Source organism: Ignavibacteriales bacterium (genome assembly GCA_016214905.1).
Lineage (GTDB): Bacteria > Bacteroidota > Ignavibacteria > UBA10030 > SZUA-254 > PNNN01.
The window spans coordinates 43,336-62,710 of sequence record JACRMQ010000006.1 but is presented as its reverse complement, the minus strand read 5'-3'; the positions used below and the strand labels follow the sequence as shown (position 1 = coordinate 62,710).

Sequence of the window (19,375 nt, the reverse complement as noted above, 5' to 3'; positions counted from 1 at the left end):
TTTATACCGATTTGCAAATTCACCCAAAATTGAAGAAATTAATGGTGATGCCGCTCATGAAGGATATACAGCACAGAGAATCATCAGCCATCCGAAAAATGTTTGACGGAATTGCGCCTACATATGATCTCCTAAACCGACTGATCAGTTTCGGACTTGATAGAAATTGGCGAAAGCGGGCGGTAATTATTTTTAAGGAAAAAATCAACGGTGATTTTCTCGACATCGCCGCCGGAAGCGGTGATGTTTCATTAGAATTATTACGCCTTCATCCTCAGTCCGTTGTAGCCACAGATTTTTCCATGAAGATGCTGTTGGAATGCAAGAAAAAAATTGAACAACGCGAGAATAATAATATTATTCAATGTGCAGCAGTGGACGCGCATAAGCTTCCATTCCAAACCGGGATATTCGACGGAACCATCGTCGCGTTCGGTATTCGTAATTTTGAAGACAGGTTATTATCGCTGAAAGAAATGTATCGGGTGCTGAAGTCCGGCGGAATATCTGTGATACTGGAACTCACACATCCCCGTTCACCAATCATCTCCGCGCTTTATTCCTTTCATGCGAAATTTCTTCTGCCTGTTATCGGCAGAATCATTTCCCGTCATAATTCCGCATACAGTTATCTTCCACGATCGATTGAAGCATTCCCCGACGAAAATGAATTTCTAGAATTAATGAGAGAAGCCGGATACGTTGAATTGAAAGCACGTCGTCTGACATTTGGGGCGGCGACAATATTTGTCGGAAAGAAAATTACCGAAGAGTGAAAAGCGCCACACTCTCGATATGATCTGTATGAGGAAACATATCGACAGGTTGTATTTTTTGAAGCGAGTAACCTCCATCCGCAAGCAATTTGGAATCGCGTGCTTGCGTAGCGGGATTACAACTGACGTAAACGATACGCTGAGATTTTATTTTCAGTATCTGATCAATAACTTTCGCATGTACTCCACTCCGCGGTGGATCAAGGATAATCACGCTCGGTTCAGGATGCTCGGCTAACCAAGAGCGATCCGTGGTGAGCCGATCTTTTAAATCTCCCTGCAAGAAATAACAATTCGCGATGTGATTCACTTCCGCGTTTTTTTCGGCATCATGTATCGCACTATCTACAACTTCGATACCTATTACCCTTTCAACAGCGTCCGATAAATAAATCGCGATCGTGCCTGTACCGCCATAGAGATCGTAAACAACATCACTCGATTTTAAATCGGCAAAATCTTTTACGATATCATACAATTTCTCTGCTTGCATGGTATTCGTTTGAAAGAATGAATTCGCTGAAATTTTGAACGTATAATCTCCCAATCTTTCGGTGATATATCCCGGTCCGAACATTATCTTTTCAGTTTCACCTATGGCTATCATCGATTTACGTTCGGTTATATTATTGACGATTGTTGTGATCGGAGGAAATTCGTTTCTCAACATCTGTGTAAATTGCTCGATAACTTCTTTTTCAAAATTCGTTGTTACCAGATTAATCATCATCTCGCCCGTTTTCTTACTGTCACGGATCACCAAATGACGCAGATACCCTTCATGTGTTTTTGTTGAGTAGACACTAAGATTATTTGATCGGCAAAATTCTCTCACCTTATTTACGATTTGGGCACTGATTTCAGATTGCAAAAAACATTCCGTCGTATTCAATACTTTATCGAATCTTTCGGGTACATGAAAACCGAGCGCGACCTCATTCTCCGGTATCTGGATCAAATTCATTTCATCTTGTGTCAGCCATCGACGGTTAGAAAAAGTGTATTCCATTTTATTCCGGTAAAAATAAGGCGACTCTGTTCCGATTGTTGGAAGGACATTCGGTAAATCGAATTCTCCGATATGTTTAAAAACATTTTCAATATGTAGTCTTTTAAATTCTTTTTGCGCTTGGTATGAAAGATTTTGCCAGCGGCAACCGCCACATATTCCAAAATGCCTGCATCTTGCAGATACCCGATGTTCAGACGGCTCTAAAATTTCAACTGCCCTGCCTTCGGCATAATTTTTTTTAACTTTCCAAATTCTAACGCGGGCAAGATCACCAGGAACGGCATTATCAGCAAAAACCACCAAACCGTCTAATTTACCTACCGCCTTACCATCGCCTGAGAGGTGACTAAGTTGTAATACTATTTCTTCATTTTTATTCATATCTGGATAATATACAAAAGAAAATTATGATTTATTGATTACCAGTTATTTTTCTCGAAATTATTTGTATATTTCAACATTACATTTTGATTATCAACAATTGTGGAATCAAAACGATGGGTTTAGTCAGAAATTTTCAAATAGATGATATACCCCAAATAATAGAGTTGAACACGAGATTATTTCCCGAAAGTTCTTCTCTCAGCTACGATATTCAAAAAAATATTTTTGAAGAAGCTTGCTTTCGGAATCCATGGTACGATCCGGAAATTAGTTCACTTGTGCACATAGAACCTGATGGAAGAATCAGCGGTTTTATGGCTGTCATTCCAAGACAGATGATTTTTAACGGTAAATTGATCAGAGTTGGTGTAAGCCAGCATTTGATGGCTGATAAATCAACGTTGGCAAGTTTACAATTAAAAAAACAATTCTTCAAAGGACCTCAGGATTTATCTTTCACCGATCGGGGCGTTGATGTCTCACGAACTATATGGGAAAGACTCGGAGGTGTTACAGTTTTTCACGGAAGTGTTTACTGGCGACGTCCATATCGTCCGTTTGGTTTTGCTACTTCTATATTAAAGAAGAATAAATCCGGTACGGATAATATTCTGGGACAAATTATATCTGCCGGTGACGTAATCCTTTCTAATATTCCGTTCAATCCTTTGCGTCCTCCAAAACCACCGGGATATACAAAAGATTTAACGATTCAAGAATTTTTTGATTCCATTTCCCGGTTCAGTTCGTTCAGAAAATTACATCCGAGCTATGATCATAAATCGATTGAATGGTTATTTTACATGCTGGAGAAAGAAAAGCGCTTCGGATCGTTCCGGAAAAAAGCAGTTTATGACGATAGTGATAGGTTGCTTGGATGGTATTTATACAATTTAAAAACAGGTGGGCGCAGCGAGGTAATTCAAATTGCCGCAGAACCGCGAACAATAAAACAGGTTATCGCACACCTTTATAATGAAGCGTGGGAGGGGAAGACAGTTGAATTATGCGGGAGATTAGATCCACACTTCATGAAAGAATTTTCTGACCGACTTAATTTGTTTATACCCGGAAGAAACTGGATGTGCATTCATTCCAGAAATCAGGAAATCATGAATGCAATTCAGGCAGGAGACGCTTTTCTCTCACGACTTGAAGGCGATTTGTGGTTCTTTTAATTTATTGAATTGATTGAACCTGCGAGTATCACGGGTGATTATATCCGTTTTATTTTGCCACCGGCAGTTTTGGGGAGTGATTTTACAAAGTGGACGATCTGCGGAATTTGGAAATCTTCAAGTTTACTTTTGCAATGTGATTTAATGAAATCTTCTGTTGTGCCGGAATCTTTCTTCAAAACAATTTCGGCTTTAATCGCTTTCCCAAGAAGGTCATCAGGGACTCCGATGACGCGCACTTCTAAAACGTCTTCGCATAAGTATATTACATTTTCAATTTCAAGCGGGCTCACTTTCTTTCCGCGACTTTTGATAACATCATCAGATCTGCTCACGAAATAAAAATATCCTTCATCATCGATCGTGAACATATCTCCCGAGTGAAGAACTTTTTCACCTGTCTTCTTATCTTTTTTTATTACTCTTGCGGTAGCTTCAGGATCATTCCAGTATCCCTTCATGATATTCGGCCCGCGCACGCATAACTCACCCACCTGACCGCTCGATAACCGATTTCCTTCCTCATCCTCGATAAATAATTCGACATGCTTCATTCCGAAACCTACAGAAGTGGGTTTTTTATCTATCTGATCAGGCGGTAAATATGTAGTACGCAAACACTCGGTTAGTCCGTGCATCAAATAAATTTTCGTCGTCGGGAATATTTTTCTTAGTTTCGGTATGAAGCTATACGGCATCGCGGCGGCGGCATTAGTGATATACCTGAGGTGTGGGAATGTTTCCCCTTCCAGTTGAAGATGCGTTATGATTGAATAAATCGTCGGTACTCCTGCAAATCCTGAAATTTTTTCTTCCTTCAATCGTTTTATTATTTCATAAGGATACCCGAATCCTTTTTCGAGAACCAAAGTACCGCCTGACCTGAAGGTCACTAGTAATTGCATCAATCCGTAAGTGATTGAAAGCGGCAGCACATCTAAAATTTTATCATCAGGAGTGTGTTCAAGGTATTCTATTACAGATTCAGTGACGACATCAAAATTGCGGTGTGTGAGCATCACACCTTTTGGTTTCCCGGTCGATCCGGAGGTATATACTATTGCCGCAACATCTTCATTCGAAATTTTATTTTTCTTCCCACTATTTGTTGAAATGCATGTAGTTTCGAACCGGATTGCATTATGTGGAATTTCTTGATTTCCAACCAGGATGTTAACAGGTAAAACCGAACATTCTTTCTCCGATTCCAAAATCTGTCCGATTTTTAAAGCTGATCCGATCAGAAATTTCGGTTGGCAGTTTTTAAGGATGTATCCCATCCGCTCAACCGGCGTAGCAGAAGGTATGAAAACGAATGTTCCACCCGCTTCTGCGATTCCGAAAGTTGAAACGACAGCTTCAAGAGAATTATCTAATATAATCGCGACACGGTCGCCTGTTTCCAAACCGTTAGTTATTAGAAAATTCGAAAGTGAAAAGGCAGCATTACCGATTGTCTTGTAACTATATCGGTCACTCCCGCAGACTAGCGCTTCCTTCTCTGGAAATAGTTTGAGGGAATTTAATAAGTATTCACTAACCGCCATGGAATCAATTGGTTGGAAGTGAGAGTTTCTTTGCCATGAAATTCTTGATCTTTCCTACCGAATCGAAATTTTCACCGATCAGTTCATCATCTTCAAATTTTAAATTGTATGTCAATTCAAGAAATGATATCAACTCCAGAACCCCGGTAGAATCTATGACACCTGTCTCTAACAATGAAACATTTTCATCGACCTTTTTCTTCTCGTCGAACAGGAAAGTTTTACTGATATATTTACTAACCGAAATTCCGATTTCCTCGCTCGTCATATTTTATCCTTTACCATTTTTTATTTTCTCAACCAATCTTATCAATTCTTGTTTTAAATTCTATCTTTCTGCGATTTGAGTAATCATTATACGGAATATACTTAAAATATAAAAGCTGTGAAGATAAAATCCCCACAATTCCCATGTTATCGTTATTACTCAGAATTGATTTACCTGTTTTAATAACTGATTTGCATTTCTCGAATAGTGAACGTGCAGTCTTTGGATTGAATAATCCAGTTCTGACAAGTGATTGTTCAGAGAACATTTCATCAACATAATCCGGCGCGTCTTCCAAAAGAAAACTAACCGCATCCGGTGCACGATATGGCTGCTTTTTCCGGTTGATGATCGCATCGGGAATTTTTCCTTTCGCCAAACGTTTCAGGATGTTCTTTTCATTTAGTCCGATCAATTTATATTCAGGCGGAAGGTTATTCGCGAATTCCATTACATCTTTATCCAAGAATGGAAATCTACCCTCTACAGAGTGAGCCATCAGCATCCGGTCACCCTGGGATGAGATGATGTAAGGTGAGAATAAAGTTAAGATTTCCAGATATTGCGCACGAGAAAGCTGATCCCATGATGAAAATTCTATTGGAAGATCAGCCAAGATGTCGGGATATTTTTTTGCTTGAAGCTTCTTTTGAATCTCATCAGAAAAAAATTTCTTCAGGTTAGATGTTGTATTCCAACGTGGATCGTGTGAAAAAGAAGATGAGTTAACTTTGTCAAGTCCGCGTTTCCAGAATTCGATTGCCATCCCCTTTGCCTGTTGTGGCGATCTGGCGAGATACGGATATAATTTATCGAAAAGTTTTGAACGAATTTTCGAATCGGGATTATTCGCCATGAACCGGCGAATTTTATCTTCTCTGAATAAATCGTAGCCGGCGAACATTTCATCAGCACCTTCACCCGTGAGCACAGCTTTGAAACCGAAATTATTTACAAGTTTAGAGAGTAAATAAAGCGGTGCCGGAGCGGTTCGTAATACCGGTCGTTCAGTATGATAAATAACATCGGGAAATATTTCCGCGATATCTTTTCCGGTTACCGTAATTTCCTGATGTTCGCTATCGAGTGTGGATGCCATGATGCGTTGATATTCCGTTTCATCGAACTCAGCATCTGCAAACCTGATGGAAAATGTTTTAAACTCTCCCTCTTTAACCTGCCGCCCCATCCATGAAACAAGTGAACTATCGAGCCCACCCGACAAATAACTTCCAACAGGGACATCTGAACGAAGCATTCTAAGTTTGGTGGCATTCATTAACTTTTCATCTAAAATTTCAGTAGCTTCATGCAACTTCATTTTATTGATCTGCTGTCGTTCTTCTTTATCAATGATCGGGAACGAGGGTTGCCAATAAATTTTATCGCGTTGATTTCCACCGACATCATATATCCTCATCGTACCGGGTCGAATTTCTTCTATGCCCGAAAATATTGATACAGGCGCAACAGTACCCCAGTATGTGAAGATTTGATCCATTCCAATTGGATTAATTTCACGAGTAATGGAAGGATCGGCGAATATTGCTTTTACCTCGCTTGCGAACCACACCTGATTATTTTTTTCATAAACAAAGATAGGACGAACTCCCACCCGATCGCGGCAAAGGATAAATCTTTTTCGTTTACTATCCCATAACGCTATTGCCCACTGACCGTTAAATTTACTGAAGCAATCTTCTCCCCATTGTTCATATGCATGAACTATCACTTCGGTATCGGATTGAGTCCGGAACTGATGATGATAACGTTTAAGTTCATTCCGCAATTCTACGTAATTAAAAATTTCACCATTTAAAATAAGCCATAACGTTTCATCCTCATTGCATAGCGGTTGCTGACCGGTTGAAAGATCAATTATGGAAAGGCGCGCGTGAGCGAGTCCGGCGTATGCATCGCGGTAATAACCGAACTCATCCGGTCCGCGATGGTGGAGTGCACCAATCATTTGTCCTAATAATTCAACTGATGGTGGAGATAAATTATCGCGTAAATTTACATGTCCGGCAATTCCACACATAATATTTTAATGTTTTATCTCGATAACCGGTTCAACAAGAAGCGGACTTAAATGAAGGAATTTTGTTCCTCGCCTTTTTGATTCTATATCTTTGTAAACACGTTCAACTTGCTCTGCCGTTAATTCAACTGCCGGTGCAACATCTGCGGGAGAAATATTATGGTTGATGCCATACAAACATAAATCCATTTTGTCGTACGGCAAAGCGAAATAAAATTCTTCCTGCGTTTGTGGAAGAGAATAAGTATCGGTTGTGGGAGGTCTCGATCTGATTTCCTTCGGAACTCCAAGAGCTTCAGCGATCATATACACCTGAGATTTATATAAATGGGCGATTGGTTTGAAGTCGGCGCTGCCATCGCCATTCTTAACAAAGAAACCCTGATCATATTCCAATCTGTTCGGTGTACCGCAAACTGCGTAATTCAAACGGTCGGCGTGATAATATTCCATTATCTTTCGTGAACGCTGCTTCCAGTTTGTTGCGGCGATGAGTTTAAGATAAGCGCCTATAGGCATGCGAGTGGTTTTTTGTTCTCCCGTTGGTAATTCAACGGTTATGCGTAAAACATTTAATCTTTCTTTATCCAAAATTGATGGAATGGTTACTTTAGATTTCCAATTATATCCATACTCAGGAAATACTTCACGTATCGCTTCAGATTGCCGGCGGTAGCATCCTGCCCCTTCCAATAATGGCTTGATATCTTCCACTATCGAATTTATGCCAAAAGTTTTTGCCAATAAAGTACCGAGCAAGAGTGATTCCGATGATGAATCTCGTTCGGGCATAAATAAACCGAAAACATTTTCTTTACCCAGAGCGCTAACGCAAAGCGCGGCGCAAACTGAGCTGTCAATTCCTCCGGAGATTCCAACCACCGCACCTCTTTTATGAAGTGTATCGATAACGTGTTCACGGATTGCGGAAGCAATTTTTTCAATTTCTGCTTTTGTATTTATTTTCAAAACATCTTTTGAGAATTTCATATCTATGTATTTATTTTTGAATGGCTATAATTTACGAGGAATTTAGGGAGAGAGCAAATGACGGGCATCAAAACCCTCAAATTATTCTGTATAATGGAAGATTATAGGCAATAAAATATAGGCAGCGCTCATTCCGGCAATAATAAGTCCAGCTAAACCGGCAACCGACCAGATAAACATCTTAAAACCATCCGGGTCTTTTCTATAATCGGCATTCTTGAACGCACGGTAGAATGCAAAAGCAGACCAGCTTAGACTGATGATTATTACCGACAAAAATAACCAGAAAAGTATGTTATCGAATTTTGCCATCTGATTATCTACCTAAGATTGAAATAATTAAAATGCACTCTTGGATCATCTAATTCCATATCTTCAGTAGATTGCATAAGTCGGTAACTGCCACTTCCAATCATATCTATAAAAACGTATTGTGTCATACCGAGATTGTTGTGCGAAAAAACATTTTGGAATTTACTTGATTGTGCAGATTTATTATATGTCCAAATTTCAACTTCTTTAATCATGATATGACTAAATTTAACATTTATTGAATTCAAATCAGAATTATAATCTCCAATTGTATTTTGATGAAATGGTTCACGAATCACATCATAAGGAGATCCATTTAAAATATATATTCTGCCCCGATCAGTTTTCCATCCTTCTTTACCACATTCTTTGAAATAACGATTAGCATGACCGAATCTTTCTTCATAAATTTCTTTAAATTCATTTTTAGAAGTTTGCGGAGTTGGATCGTAGATAAGCCAAACATTGTTCTCAAAAGCGTATATTTCTTCATCAGAGGTAAGTTTACTTAATTCATCTTGTTGTAATTCGCTTGTCAGATAATATAACTTATCCGAGATTTCTTCTTTCACATTTTTTTCGGGTTTATGTATATCAAAGATTGATGCGCAACCGAATGCTGTGATAATAATAAACATCACAATTAAAAATTGACGATAATATTTATTGAATGAGGTTAGCATGAAATTAATTCCCGACATATACAATTTACCTTATGCAATCTACCAATAACAATCTCAACTGTCAAATGTAAAGGAAATAATAATTTCTTTTTCTGAACCGTTTTTCTTATATTGATTCTGTTATTTTCTTATTAACTCTAATGTGATTCTTAAAATCAGCAGGTATCTACTTAAAATCTGCTAATTTAACAGATTGCGGGAGTAATTCAGCGGTAGAATGTCAGCTTCCCAAGCTGAACGTCGCCGGTTCGATCCCGGTCTCCCGCTCTTCGAAAATGACACAACTTAGCGAGACCGCGAAGCGGGTGAAGCTAAGGTGTATGTCATTTTCAGAATCCCGTTGAGTTCCTAACAGGGAACGAAACGGGAAAGAAAAATTTTCGGGTGCTTAGCTCAGCTGGTTCAGAGCGCCGCCCTTACAAGGCGGAGGTCGCAGGTTCGATCCCCGCAGCACCCACGAACGAAAATCCCGCACTCAAGCGGGATTTTGAATTTAGTAACTCAATGTTTAAACGACAAAGTAAATCGGGAATTAGCTCAGGTGGTTCAGAGCGTGCGGGAGTTAACAAAAATAATCTTTTACTGTCACTCCCGCACTTTTTAAGCGGGAGTCCAGTCCCCAGATTTATTCAGATTCATGGATTCCTGATAGAAGCATTCGGGAATGACAACACTAAATTTACTTATTCGTTAATCCTCAGCGCCCACAAAAATCAAATTCCTCACTGAAAAGTGGGGCATTTTTATTTGGAACTGAAAATTATTTTACTCAAATTATTCTTACACATCATTCAACGATATTTTATGATTATAGCAATTGCCACTAAACGCGGACCAAAAGTTGAGGCGGTAAAGAAATGTTTCGAATCAATCAAACAATATTTTACCGATACGCCTACAGAATTTCTTACTTGCGAAATTGATGCCGGCATTGTTATGCCACGGTCAATTACTGAATTGATGGAAGGCGCTAAAAAGCGTACGATACTTCTCCAGCAAACAGTTAAAACTGAAAATCGACATGCTGATTTCTTTATCGGCATGGAAGGTGGTTTTCATTCAATGCATCACGATGAAAAAGAGCTTGTCTTTTTACAAAGCTGGGCTTACGTCAGCAACGGTGTTACGGGATTCTTCGGCTCATCAGGGAATATTTTAGTACCGGAAAAAATTGCTGCGGAAGTCATGAATAACAAACGGGACTTAAGCGAGGTGATAGATGAATTTGCAAAGCAATCGGATATCCGAAGTAAACAAGGCACATGGGGAATTTTAACGAAAGATTTATTAACGCGACAGCAATCGTTCGAAACCGCGCTTACTGCCGCATTCGCGCCATTCTATAATTCAGAAATATTCAGTTAATTATTTTCTCTTGACTGATGCGTACAGAGATGATATATCTGAATCTTTAAAGCCGTTGCTGATAGCACGCTCTAACACTTGATTAACAGCATCTCCTAACGACGATTGCAGTCTCACATCATCTTTCAATTCCATCAGATACCCAATATCCTTTTTGATTGCCGCTATTGAAAAATGCGGCGCGAAATCTTCTTTCAACAATTTTTCTTTCTTCGCATTCAATACGCCCGAATTTCCTGCGCCGTTTGAAAGTATTTCTAACACTTTCTCCTTATTAATCCCAACAGCTTCGCCAAACACTACCGCCTCAGCAAGAGTTGCCATAAACGAGCCTAGCACAAGATTATTCACAAGTTTCATCTTGGTTGCAAGACCAGGTTCTTCCAGAAAATATATTGTTTTACCGATTGAATTCAGAATCGAATTAATCCGATCATATGCTTCCTTTTCACCACTGACTAAAATTGTAAGCATACCCTGACTCGCAGGCACAACACTGCCGAGTACAGGAGCTTCAAGATATGATCCACCCTTTGATTTCACAAGCGAATGGAATTTCAGAACTTTTGCAAAATGGTTTGTTGTGGTATCGATAATGATTTTTCCTTTAATTTCCGACGACAATAAACCATTTGAACCATTCAATACTTCATCTACCGCTATGCTATCGAATAAATTCAGAATTACAACATCGGTGCTCTGAATTACTTCTCGAGGTGTTGCAACTTGCGCAATCGGAAGAGCAAATAATTTTTCTTTAGTTCGGTTCCATCCTACGATTTCATAATTCTTCGATAAAAGATTCTTTACAATAGCTTTTCCGAGAGATCCGAAACCGATAAAACCGATTTTCATAATGATACTCCTTGGTAAATAATTCTGTTGGATAAATAACAATGATAATTAGACGTGGTTTCGCAACATCAACTCTTTCGGGTGGGGATTCAGATAGACCTGATCGCGGATGTAAGGAACATTCCGCTTCATAACGTAATGTTTGATGAGAGTTATCGGCACAATTAACGGTATAAGCTCATGATGATAGTCATCGATGACGCGAAGAATATCGTCTCTTTCCATGACGGTAATTTCTTCACGGAGGAATCCGAGAATATGATGTAGTACGTTAACATTTTTCTTTGTTGTCGATTTAATTAAGAGTCCCTCCATAAACATAGCGCAATATTTTTCCTTGAGATCAGAAGGAGAATATTTTTTAGCATCGGCAACAATCCTGCCAAGAAGATCATAATGTTTCGGACTGTGCGATAGGAGCAGATATTTGTGGATCGTATGAAATTTCACAAGCGAGCCGCGAGTGAATCCATTTCCAAAAAGCATTTGTAACCTGTGGTAGCTGAATACGCGGACGATAAAATTATCTCGGATCCTTGCGTCGTTCAATCTCCCTTCTTCTTCAACAGGAATGTACGGAAACTCTTTTAAGTAAGCATTGGCATACAAACCCACTCCGGTTTTCGAAGGCATACCGTTTTCAGCATACACACGAACACGCTCCATACCGCAACTCGGAGAATCACTCTTTAATATGTAACCACTAAGGTTCAGCTCTCGAAGTCGGTGAACGCGCTCTGCTGAGTATTTTATCATTTTCTCAGTCCAATCAGTTCCTGATTTATGCCCAACCATTCGAGGGGAATCTGTTGAACCAACGAGCCGTACGGATTCACGCGGCACACCCATACCTACTTCCAGTTCTGGACAAACGGGAATCCATTCAAAATACTTTCCGAGAACATCGGTGAGATAGCGATCTTTTTTATGTCCCGCATCAAAACGGACATTCTCGCCCAGGAGACAGGTGCTGATGCCGATGCGAATTGGTAATTCTTTCACGACTTTCATGCAAACAATTTAGTTAAAACTCAGCACTTATACCAATCGATGGTAAAATACCAATTGCGTTAGATTGTTCAACCTGTTTCGTCCTTTCATTATATCGAGGAATATCAACCGGCTTACGGTTATAAATATTCTGGATATCGACATAAGTTATGAGTGTCCAACTGCTGAACATCCACCGGCGATCTGCCCTGATATCGAGACTGTGATTTACTCCTAAACGAGAACCGTTGTAATATGCGCTTGTTTGAGAGCCGTCGGAATTATACGGAGTATAAGGTCTGCCCGTAGCAAATCGGAATTTCGTGCTTATCTCCCACTTTTCATTGAACAGATAACCGCCGCCAATATTCATAATCCAGCGCTGATCAAAGCTTGATGGCCTTGAAACACCATCGAGCGCTTTGAATTTCGATTGATTGTAGCTGAGACTTAGAATTCCGTAGCAAGGGATTTCCGATAATTTTTTCTGAAGAAATAATTCAACACCGAATGTATTACCGCTGCCGGCACTTATCAGCGGATCAAGCCCGAAAGACGCGAACGATTCGGTTGAACCGCCAAAACCGGCACCGGTATTAGCTAGAACAAGATACGGTTGTGTAGTACTTGCAGGATAATCGGAATATTTCTTTATATATCCTTCTAAACTGATCTTAGTATCCGAACGTAAAAGATGATCAACACCAAGAACAAACTGATTAACACCAATATATCTTAATTGACGATTTAGAGGATTGGAGACAAGCCAGATGTATGACGGGGACTGATAATATCTCCCCACACTTGCATTAATATTTGTGATAGGCGATAGCATAAACGTTGCCGACAACCTCGGAGCAATGACGAAACTCTTCGCAATCAGATTGAAATGATCTGCCCGGGCTCCGAATGTTACTCGGAAACGTTCAAAACCGTGCGATAATTGGATATAACCGGATGCTTTCAGTGCAGTTGTATCGAAGTTTGAATTTACCGAAATCAAATTGCCATAGCTCGACTCAAAAGTTGGCAATATTATGTTGCTGTTGAAACCGATAATCTTACTTTGAATTCCAAATGAAAGTTCAGTCGTTTTTACTATTTCATAAGTTATGTCCCCTCTCAGCGACCACTCGCGCTCAAATGAATTATTGATAAATATCGGATTCATTAAAGTATCATTTTGTCTGTACCTATAATCTGTATACAGCTGACTTAAGGTAACGGTAGAGTAACCGCTTGAGAATAAATGCCGCCATGTAATTCCCGCTACTCCCTGGTTTTGTTTACTGTAAAGGATACGTGCATTATCTAATCTTTTCTTATCCGTATCATTGAAGAGTCGCACGTTGTCCAATGCAGCGATTCCAACTATGGAGATACGGTTTGACCCGTCAAAATCATAGTTTGCCTTCGTCATAAAATCCCAATACTCAGGCACAAACCCGAAACCCGCACCTTTAAAGATAAAATCGAGGTAACTACGACGTGCGGAGAAAAGATATGCTCCCTTCTCTGATATAGGTCCTTCTAGATTCAAACCAAACTGAGTGGCTGCAATTGTCGCCTTTCCACCAAAAGCATCCTTCCTTCCATCTCTCAGGTCGATTGAAAGAACCGATGAAATTTTATCGCCATAACGAGCACCGAAACCGCCGCTGGAAAATGATGTGGTGTTCACGAAATCAAGATTCACATAACTTAACGGACCGCCACTGGCACCCTGGGTCCCAAAATGATTTATATTGGGCACTTCAATATTATCTATGACATACAGATTTTCAGATGGTGCACCCCCGCGAACAATCAGATCATTTCTTCCCGCCTGAACTTGAGCAACACCCGGTAGAATTGATACGGCACGGACAACATCCTCGAATCCACCCGGAAGACGGCGAATTTCTTCATATGATTGTGTTTGATTGCTAACTGGTACATCGGGAGATTTCTGGAAGTATTCAGCAGTCACCTCCACTTCGCCAAAATTAAAAGTAGATTCTACAAGTTCGATATTAAGTTCGACCGGTTTTGCAGGGGAAACAAAAATGTCGGTTTTAATTACATCATTAAATCCGAGTAAAGACGCACGTATTGAATATGTACCTGCAGGAACATTTGTGATAATAAATTTACCCAAGGAATCTGTAGAAGTTCCAAGTTTTGTACCGAGTAAAAAAATGTTCGCTCCTTGCAAATTAGCTTTTGTGTGATTATCGATGACATGACCTGCAATACTGCCAACCGATCTATCATTCTGTTGAGAATATGCTTTCTGACTAATTAGAATAAAAATTAAATAAAAGTATATTAATATTAATTTCATTGAATAATTACCTTTTCATAAGAGCTATAAGTGTATCATTGATATCAATAAATTTGAATTTGAATCCGGCATCGATTAATTTTTTTGGAATGATTTTTCTTCCTCCCAATACAATTTCCGACATTTCACCCAAGAGTAATTTTAGAATAATTGAAGGCACAGGAAATAATGACGGTCTTTTCAAAACCTTTCCAAGTGAATAGGCAAATTCACTCATAGTTACAGGATTGGGAGAAGTAATGTTTAAGGCACCTTTTATTCCATTATTTTCTATTGCAAATTGAATAATTCTAATTACATCTTCTAAATGAATCCACGGGAACCATTGTTTTCCGGAACCAAGAGGTCCACCGATAAAATACTTGAACGGCGTCAACATTTTTTTTAATGCACCACCGGAAGGTGATAGCACAACCCCAATTCTTAATAGAACCACTCGTACGCCATATTTTTCAGTAACCATTGCATTTCGCTCCCATTCTTCGCACAAATCAGCAAGGAACCCCTCACCTTTTGTCTCCGATTCAAAAACATCTCCGTCACCAAAATTACCATAAAATCCCGCAGCAGAAGCATTAATAAAAACTTTTGGTTTATTGACCGCTTTGGATATTGCATCTGCTATTGCCATCGTCGGTTCAATCCTGCTATTTATCAAATTTTCTTTTTGTGTGTTACTCCAACGTTTAGAAGCAACATTTTCTCCTGATAAGTTTATCACTGCATCAGAGCCATCTATATATTTTATCCATGATCCGGCATGTTTACCATTCCAATTTACAATTTGTAACGATTCATTATATCCCGACTTAAACCCAACAGGTTTTCGGGAAAGTAATACCACCTGATGATTCGAAGCGAGCAACTTTCGGATTAATTCGGAACCTATAAAACCGCTACCACCTGCAATAATAACTTTCATTTTTTCATCCTTATTTATTATCGGAAAATATTTCACGGATAACTTCTGCGCGGTATGAAAATATTTTATCGAGTTGTCTACGAATAATTATCCTGCGCACAACTCTTCCAAGAATTCCAAAAGGAACAGCATATTTGACTTCATCGGTTATGAGCGTACCTCCCTGATGTTCTTTAAACGTATGGGTATGATGCCAGAATGAATATGGACCGCGTAATTGTTCATCGACAAACCGCATTGGCGGGTCGTAACTGGTGATAATGGAAATCCAACGTACACGAATACCAAAGATACGGATCATATAGCTTATAAGTACACCGGGCCGCATTTCGATTGGTGAAGGCGTAAGGATTATAAATCCTAGCGCTGTAGGAGTGATATGCGCGAGATTTTCTGGCCTCGAGAAAAATGTGAAAATTTCGTTTCGCGGCCGAGAGATATACTGTTCGTATTTCAAAGTAAATATTTTCATTTACTATTTTTATTCTTCTTTATATAAAGATCTGTATCAAATTTTCGCTTACATCCTGATTGATTCATATAACGTACTTTCCCAAATATTTTCCGCTCACCCCATGCTCTGTCATGCGTTCCGCCTATACTCCATGCGATACCAGCATAGCCGTTAGGATCTCTTCCATCAAGTTCATATTTATCGTTCAGGTAAACCGCTGTGGCAAATGCATCGGCCGGTGTCTTGCTCCACTCAAGAATTTTCTTTGCCCAATACATCCGCATATATCCGTGCATCTTACCGATCTGAACTAGTTCCATTTGTGCTGCATTCCATAATGCATCATGAGTGCCACCCCGTTCAAATTGCTGTTTAGTATAAATTATGTTCCTTGTATCTTTTTCATGCTGCTGCAAAGATTTTCTACTCCATTCCGGGAATCCCTTCATTGAATCATAATTAGGATTGTAAAAGCAAAAATTATCTGAGAGTTCTTTGCGCACGATTAGTTCTTCAAGAAACGCCTCAACAGATTTCAGCGGGTGACCAAACCGGTTTATCTCATATGCAACACGCTGAGCAGCTATTTGTCCGAAATGAAGGTATGGGGAAAGATCAGATTGAACATCAGCATTTGGATCGTTCCTTCCTGCCTCATAATGCTTGAATCTTTTTTCAATAAATCGTTCCAGAATTTTTAGGGCTGCTTTCTCACCGGGGATCAACCAATCGATAATCGATACAGATTTATCCACGTGCAATGATTGGTATGCTTTATTCCAATCTGTCAGGTGGAAGACATCCTTTAATGAAAAAGGATGTTTTTTTAACGATGGAAATTGATCTAAGAATTCGGGAAGCAATCTCTGGATTTTGGGACGAAAAGTATACGCACCATATTCCATCTTAGGCGACGCATTCCAGCATGGCACAATATTATGTGTGTCAACTTCATAAAAAGGGATGGAGACAGAATTGGCAACTTGTTCTTTCCAAACACGAGAAATGCGTAATGGAGAAAAATCGGTTACTAATATACCAACTTTATGTCGGGAAATAAATTTCGGAATAGTTTTATCGGGAGACCCGATAAGAAGATTAAAAGGTATCTCATATTTCCGTAATTTGTTTTCCAATTCTTGAAACCCACGAAGCATAAAATCATATTGCCGTATCGTTGCACCGAGAAATTCCGGGAGGAGGTTGAAAACGACAATTAGAGGTACAAGATGTTGCAACGCCAATTCTTGAGCAAAAGTAATTGCCCAGTTATCACCAACCCTCTGATCACGGCTGATCCAATAGACCACTGAACCGGATAGATATTGACGGTCATTGAGTATTTTTATCCGCCTAGGATCTGTCATTTTATTCGACTTATCATTCTATTAAAAGTATCAGCCCCCGCTCTCAATTATGAATATCGGGGGCTGATAAAACATGAATGAATGATTAATTAATTAAAGTAAAAGTGGAAACCGAGATTATTGAATCCAAGTGCCCTGAGACCGGTTATACCCCATTTATCTTCCCTAGCTACGGTCACTTGCTCCAATTGTAAGCCATGACCAACGCTCAGAGAAAATTGATCGGTAACAAACCACTCGGCACCTAAGTCGGCACTTATGATAGTTGTTCCCTTTACTTCGTTACCAACCATACGTGAATTGGTTTGAAATTCAATACCGGGACGGATGAAGAAATTCACTTTCTCGGTTCTTACAACATTCACCGGGACGCCGACGTTGATATGAAATCTCGACTTATCACTTTGAAGTGCATTTTTGTCTGCAAAACCGAGACCGATATCTACGCCAACCATTTCGTTAACCCATACTCTGCCGCCTATTGGAGCAGAGGCTGAGTACCAACCGAGCCCGAATTGACCTGGCTTTGGATCTGCCGCATACAGTGATGATGATATTGTTGTTAATGCTAATGCAAAGATTATTAATGATTTTTTCATTTTTATTTTTCCTTATATTTTATTGTTATTGGTTTTGTTTTATTTAATATTTGCTGTTTGTGGTCGGCGTTGCAGCGAACCAAGCACCATCGCCAGATAGATGGCGGAAATTGCAACAAGTAAATATACTATTGTGCTCATTATGCTCACCGAACCGAAAATTGCGGTGACAATATTAAAATTTAACAGGCCCACCATTCCCCAGTTAAGTCCGCCCACTATTAATAATACCGAGGCTATAATATCTGTTGTTTTCATTTTATTATTTTCCTTATTTTAGTTTTCTGTTTTTATTTGAGTTAATTATTTTTACTACTTTTCGCGCCCTTCTTTGGTCCAGGTTGTAAATTAAATACATCCCTTGCATAAGCAATTGCTTCTGTTGAAGATAAAATTATTTGATCACAATGGATTTCTTTTTCGGTATAATTTCCCGAATAAAATCCTCCTGCAATAAATTTTCCCCCGTACGAGTGAATATGTTTTGAGATAATTCCAAATTCGCCGAACAATTTCTTTTTATCCTTAACAATCGTAAACGATAACGCAACCAGTTCAGGTTTATATCTCTTTATAAACGATATTAAACTGCTCGACGGAGTATTCGCACCGATGTAATGCACCTTCCATCCTTCGGTTTCAAAAGAATACGCAAGACCTTTTAAACCGATTTCATGATATTCACCTTCCGGACATGCGCAAAGAATTGATAACCCGTTCGAAGGTTTTCTATACAAACTTGGTAAAATTCTGATCATCGCTTCAGAAACTGCATGTGATGCTCTATGTTCCTGATTGATATCGATATCTCCCTTTTCCCACATATCTCCGATCTTAACAAGTGCCGAGCGAATAATTTCATCGGTTATTGTTGGAAATCCTATCTGGTGTCTGATTAGATACAACAATAATGTTACTAAACCTTCGCGATCACCCTGTAATGCTTCCTGTAAAAATACTTCAGATATTTTAGAATAATTTTTTGTCATTACTGCAAACTGCAATTGCTCCATCTGTTCATTATCCATCGGCGGTGGAAGCAACCCGAGAAGAGTATATCCATTTTTTTCAGCAAAACTTATTACATCGGAAATATTAAATTTCCGGTGTCCACCAAGTGTTTTGGTACACTTGATCTGTCCGACATCCGCCCACCTTTTTACGGTTGTTTCAGTGACGTTAAGTAAGATTGCCAATTCCTGCGTTGATAAAACTGTATTTGGTGTAATATTCATTATATGTGTTATATTCGTTTTGTACGTTTTAATATAACACTTCTGAATTCAAATGTCAAGATATTTTTTAAAAT

Annotated in this window: 19 protein-coding genes and 2 tRNA genes; 5 read left to right on the top strand and 16 right to left on the bottom strand. The window is 39.2% G+C overall.

The window, feature by feature from the left end; translation table 11 throughout:
* Positions 1 to 56: 56 nt before the first annotated feature.
* On the top strand, positions 57 to 776 hold the full coding sequence (gene ubiE / locus HZB59_04095) for a bifunctional demethylmenaquinone methyltransferase/2-methoxy-6-polyprenyl-1,4-benzoquinol methylase UbiE (protein MBI5020594.1): 720 nt from the start codon (positions 57 to 59) through the stop codon (positions 774 to 776).
* On the opposite strand, the gene rlmD is transcribed toward ubiE, so the two are convergent.
* On the bottom strand, positions 763 to 2,169 hold the full coding sequence (gene rlmD, locus HZB59_04090; GenBank protein MBI5020593.1) for a 23S rRNA (uracil(1939)-C(5))-methyltransferase RlmD: 1,407 nt from the start codon (positions 2,167 to 2,169) through the stop codon (positions 763 to 765). The two genes, ubiE and rlmD, sit on opposite strands and share 14 nt — an antisense overlap.
* Positions 2,170 to 2,285: 116 nt before the next feature.
* Between rlmD and HZB59_04085 the strand changes: the two genes are divergently transcribed.
* Positions 2,286 to 3,350, top strand: coding sequence for a hypothetical protein (locus HZB59_04085; GenBank protein MBI5020592.1), 1,065 nt, complete (start codon positions 2,286 to 2,288; stop codon positions 3,348 to 3,350).
* A 38-nt stretch (positions 3,351 to 3,388) separates the two neighbouring features.
* On the opposite strand, the gene HZB59_04080 is transcribed toward HZB59_04085, so the two are convergent.
* The 6 genes from HZB59_04080 to HZB59_04055 form a co-directional block, all read right to left on the bottom strand.
* Positions 3,389 to 4,897: an AMP-binding protein gene (locus tag HZB59_04080; GenBank protein MBI5020591.1), complete on the bottom strand. Its 1,509-nt coding sequence runs from the start codon at positions 4,895 to 4,897 to the stop codon at positions 3,389 to 3,391.
* 4 nt (positions 4,898 to 4,901) lie between these two features.
* Positions 4,902 to 5,165 (bottom strand): acyl carrier protein, encoded by a 264-nt coding sequence (locus tag HZB59_04075; GenBank protein MBI5020590.1) that lies wholly within the window; start codon positions 5,163 to 5,165, stop codon positions 4,902 to 4,904.
* Between the two features lie 28 nt (positions 5,166 to 5,193).
* The gene (gene asnB, locus HZB59_04070; protein ID MBI5020589.1) at positions 5,194 to 7,206 is read right to left on the bottom strand and encodes an asparagine synthase (glutamine-hydrolyzing); all 2,013 of its coding nucleotides are present in this window, start codon (positions 7,204 to 7,206) and stop codon (positions 5,194 to 5,196) included.
* A gap of 6 nt (positions 7,207 to 7,212) precedes the next feature.
* Positions 7,213 to 8,196, bottom strand: coding sequence for an NAD(+) synthase (nadE, locus tag HZB59_04065; GenBank protein MBI5020588.1), 984 nt, complete (start codon positions 8,194 to 8,196; stop codon positions 7,213 to 7,215).
* A gap of 81 nt (positions 8,197 to 8,277) precedes the next feature.
* Positions 8,278 to 8,508, bottom strand: a complete 231-nt coding sequence (locus HZB59_04060) for a hypothetical protein (GenBank protein MBI5020587.1) — start codon at positions 8,506 to 8,508, stop codon at positions 8,278 to 8,280.
* Positions 8,509 to 8,516: 8 nt separating this feature from the next.
* On the bottom strand, positions 8,517 to 9,146 hold the full coding sequence (locus HZB59_04055) for a GWxTD domain-containing protein (GenBank protein ID MBI5020586.1): 630 nt from the start codon (positions 9,144 to 9,146) through the stop codon (positions 8,517 to 8,519).
* A gap of 240 nt (positions 9,147 to 9,386) precedes the next feature.
* Between HZB59_04055 and HZB59_04050 the strand changes: the two genes are divergently transcribed.
* From HZB59_04050 to HZB59_04040, 3 genes are all read left to right on the top strand, one after another.
* A tRNA-Gly gene (locus HZB59_04050) sits at positions 9,387 to 9,458 on the top strand.
* Between the two features lie 115 nt (positions 9,459 to 9,573).
* Positions 9,574 to 9,648, top strand: a tRNA-Val gene (locus tag HZB59_04045).
* Between the two features lie 347 nt (positions 9,649 to 9,995).
* Positions 9,996 to 10,556, top strand: coding sequence for a DUF84 family protein (locus HZB59_04040; protein MBI5020585.1), 561 nt, complete (start codon positions 9,996 to 9,998; stop codon positions 10,554 to 10,556).
* On the opposite strand, the gene HZB59_04035 is transcribed toward HZB59_04040, so the two are convergent.
* From HZB59_04035 to HZB59_03995, 9 genes are all read right to left on the bottom strand, one after another.
* A complete protein-coding gene (locus HZB59_04035; protein ID MBI5020584.1) occupies positions 10,557 to 11,414 on the bottom strand; it encodes an NAD(P)-dependent oxidoreductase in 858 nt (285 codons plus the stop codon).
* Positions 11,415 to 11,459: 45 nt separating this feature from the next.
* On the bottom strand, positions 11,460 to 12,422 hold the full coding sequence (locus HZB59_04030; protein ID MBI5020583.1) for a DUF523 and DUF1722 domain-containing protein: 963 nt from the start codon (positions 12,420 to 12,422) through the stop codon (positions 11,460 to 11,462).
* Positions 12,423 to 12,435: 13 nt separating this feature from the next.
* Positions 12,436 to 14,724, bottom strand: a complete 2,289-nt coding sequence (locus HZB59_04025; GenBank protein ID MBI5020582.1) for a TonB-dependent receptor — start codon at positions 14,722 to 14,724, stop codon at positions 12,436 to 12,438.
* Positions 14,725 to 14,731: 7 nt separating this feature from the next.
* Positions 14,732 to 15,646 (bottom strand): TIGR01777 family protein, encoded by a 915-nt coding sequence (locus HZB59_04020; protein ID MBI5020581.1) that lies wholly within the window; start codon positions 15,644 to 15,646, stop codon positions 14,732 to 14,734.
* A gap of 10 nt (positions 15,647 to 15,656) precedes the next feature.
* The gene (locus HZB59_04015) at positions 15,657 to 16,118 is read right to left on the bottom strand and encodes an SRPBCC family protein (GenBank protein ID MBI5020580.1); all 462 of its coding nucleotides are present in this window, start codon (positions 16,116 to 16,118) and stop codon (positions 15,657 to 15,659) included.
* Positions 16,115 to 17,467 carry a deoxyribodipyrimidine photo-lyase gene (locus HZB59_04010; GenBank protein MBI5020579.1) on the bottom strand — a complete coding sequence of 451 codons (1,353 nt, stop codon included), beginning with the start codon at positions 17,465 to 17,467 and terminating at the stop codon, positions 16,115 to 16,117. The genes HZB59_04015 and HZB59_04010 overlap by 4 nt, the downstream gene beginning before the upstream one ends.
* A gap of 89 nt (positions 17,468 to 17,556) precedes the next feature.
* The gene (locus tag HZB59_04005; GenBank protein ID MBI5020578.1) at positions 17,557 to 18,066 is read right to left on the bottom strand and encodes a hypothetical protein; all 510 of its coding nucleotides are present in this window, start codon (positions 18,064 to 18,066) and stop codon (positions 17,557 to 17,559) included.
* Between the two features lie 39 nt (positions 18,067 to 18,105).
* The gene (locus tag HZB59_04000; protein MBI5020577.1) at positions 18,106 to 18,324 is read right to left on the bottom strand and encodes a DUF378 domain-containing protein; all 219 of its coding nucleotides are present in this window, start codon (positions 18,322 to 18,324) and stop codon (positions 18,106 to 18,108) included.
* 41 nt (positions 18,325 to 18,365) lie between these two features.
* A complete protein-coding gene (locus tag HZB59_03995; GenBank protein ID MBI5020576.1) occupies positions 18,366 to 19,301 on the bottom strand; it encodes a cobalamin B12-binding domain-containing protein in 936 nt (311 codons plus the stop codon).
* Positions 19,302 to 19,375: the final 74 nt, after the last annotated feature.

Excerpts from the sequence above, each read along its gene's own strand:
- HZB59_04010 (MBI5020579.1), bottom strand. The coding sequence starts at position 17,467 with ATGACAGATCCTAGGCGGATAAAAATACTCAATGACCGTCAATATCTA.
- HZB59_04000 (MBI5020577.1), bottom strand. The coding sequence starts at position 18,324 with ATGAAAACAACAGATATTATAGCCTCGGTATTATTAATAGTGGGCGGA.
- HZB59_04080 (MBI5020591.1), bottom strand. The coding sequence starts at position 4,897 with ATGGCGGTTAGTGAATACTTATTAAATTCCCTCAAACTATTTCCAGAG.
- HZB59_04005 (MBI5020578.1), bottom strand. The coding sequence starts at position 18,066 with ATGAAAAAATCATTAATAATCTTTGCATTAGCATTAACAACAATATCA.
- HZB59_04055 (MBI5020586.1), bottom strand. The coding sequence starts at position 9,146 with ATGTTTATTATTATCACAGCATTCGGTTGCGCATCAATCTTTGATATA.
- HZB59_04025 (MBI5020582.1), bottom strand. The coding sequence starts at position 14,724 with ATGAAATTAATATTAATATACTTTTATTTAATTTTTATTCTAATTAGT.
- HZB59_03995 (MBI5020576.1), bottom strand. The coding sequence starts at position 19,301 with ATGAATATTACACCAAATACAGTTTTATCAACGCAGGAATTGGCAATC.
- HZB59_04020 (MBI5020581.1), bottom strand. The coding sequence starts at position 15,646 with ATGAAAGTTATTATTGCAGGTGGTAGCGGTTTTATAGGTTCCGAATTA.
- HZB59_04075 (MBI5020590.1), bottom strand. The coding sequence starts at position 5,165 with ATGACGAGCGAGGAAATCGGAATTTCGGTTAGTAAATATATCAGTAAA.
- HZB59_04085 (MBI5020592.1), top strand. The coding sequence starts at position 2,286 with ATGGGTTTAGTCAGAAATTTTCAAATAGATGATATACCCCAAATAATA.
- HZB59_04015 (MBI5020580.1), bottom strand. The coding sequence starts at position 16,118 with ATGAAAATATTTACTTTGAAATACGAACAGTATATCTCTCGGCCGCGA.
- HZB59_04040 (MBI5020585.1), top strand. The coding sequence starts at position 9,996 with ATGATTATAGCAATTGCCACTAAACGCGGACCAAAAGTTGAGGCGGTA.
- ubiE (MBI5020594.1), top strand. The coding sequence starts at position 57 with ATGAAGGATATACAGCACAGAGAATCATCAGCCATCCGAAAAATGTTT.
- asnB (MBI5020589.1), bottom strand. The coding sequence starts at position 7,206 with ATGTGTGGAATTGCCGGACATGTAAATTTACGCGATAATTTATCTCCA.
- HZB59_04060 (MBI5020587.1), bottom strand. The coding sequence starts at position 8,508 with ATGGCAAAATTCGATAACATACTTTTCTGGTTATTTTTGTCGGTAATA.
- nadE (MBI5020588.1), bottom strand. The coding sequence starts at position 8,196 with ATGAAATTCTCAAAAGATGTTTTGAAAATAAATACAAAAGCAGAAATT.
- HZB59_04030 (MBI5020583.1), bottom strand. The coding sequence starts at position 12,422 with ATGAAAGTCGTGAAAGAATTACCAATTCGCATCGGCATCAGCACCTGT.
- rlmD (MBI5020593.1), bottom strand. The coding sequence starts at position 2,169 with ATGAATAAAAATGAAGAAATAGTATTACAACTTAGTCACCTCTCAGGC.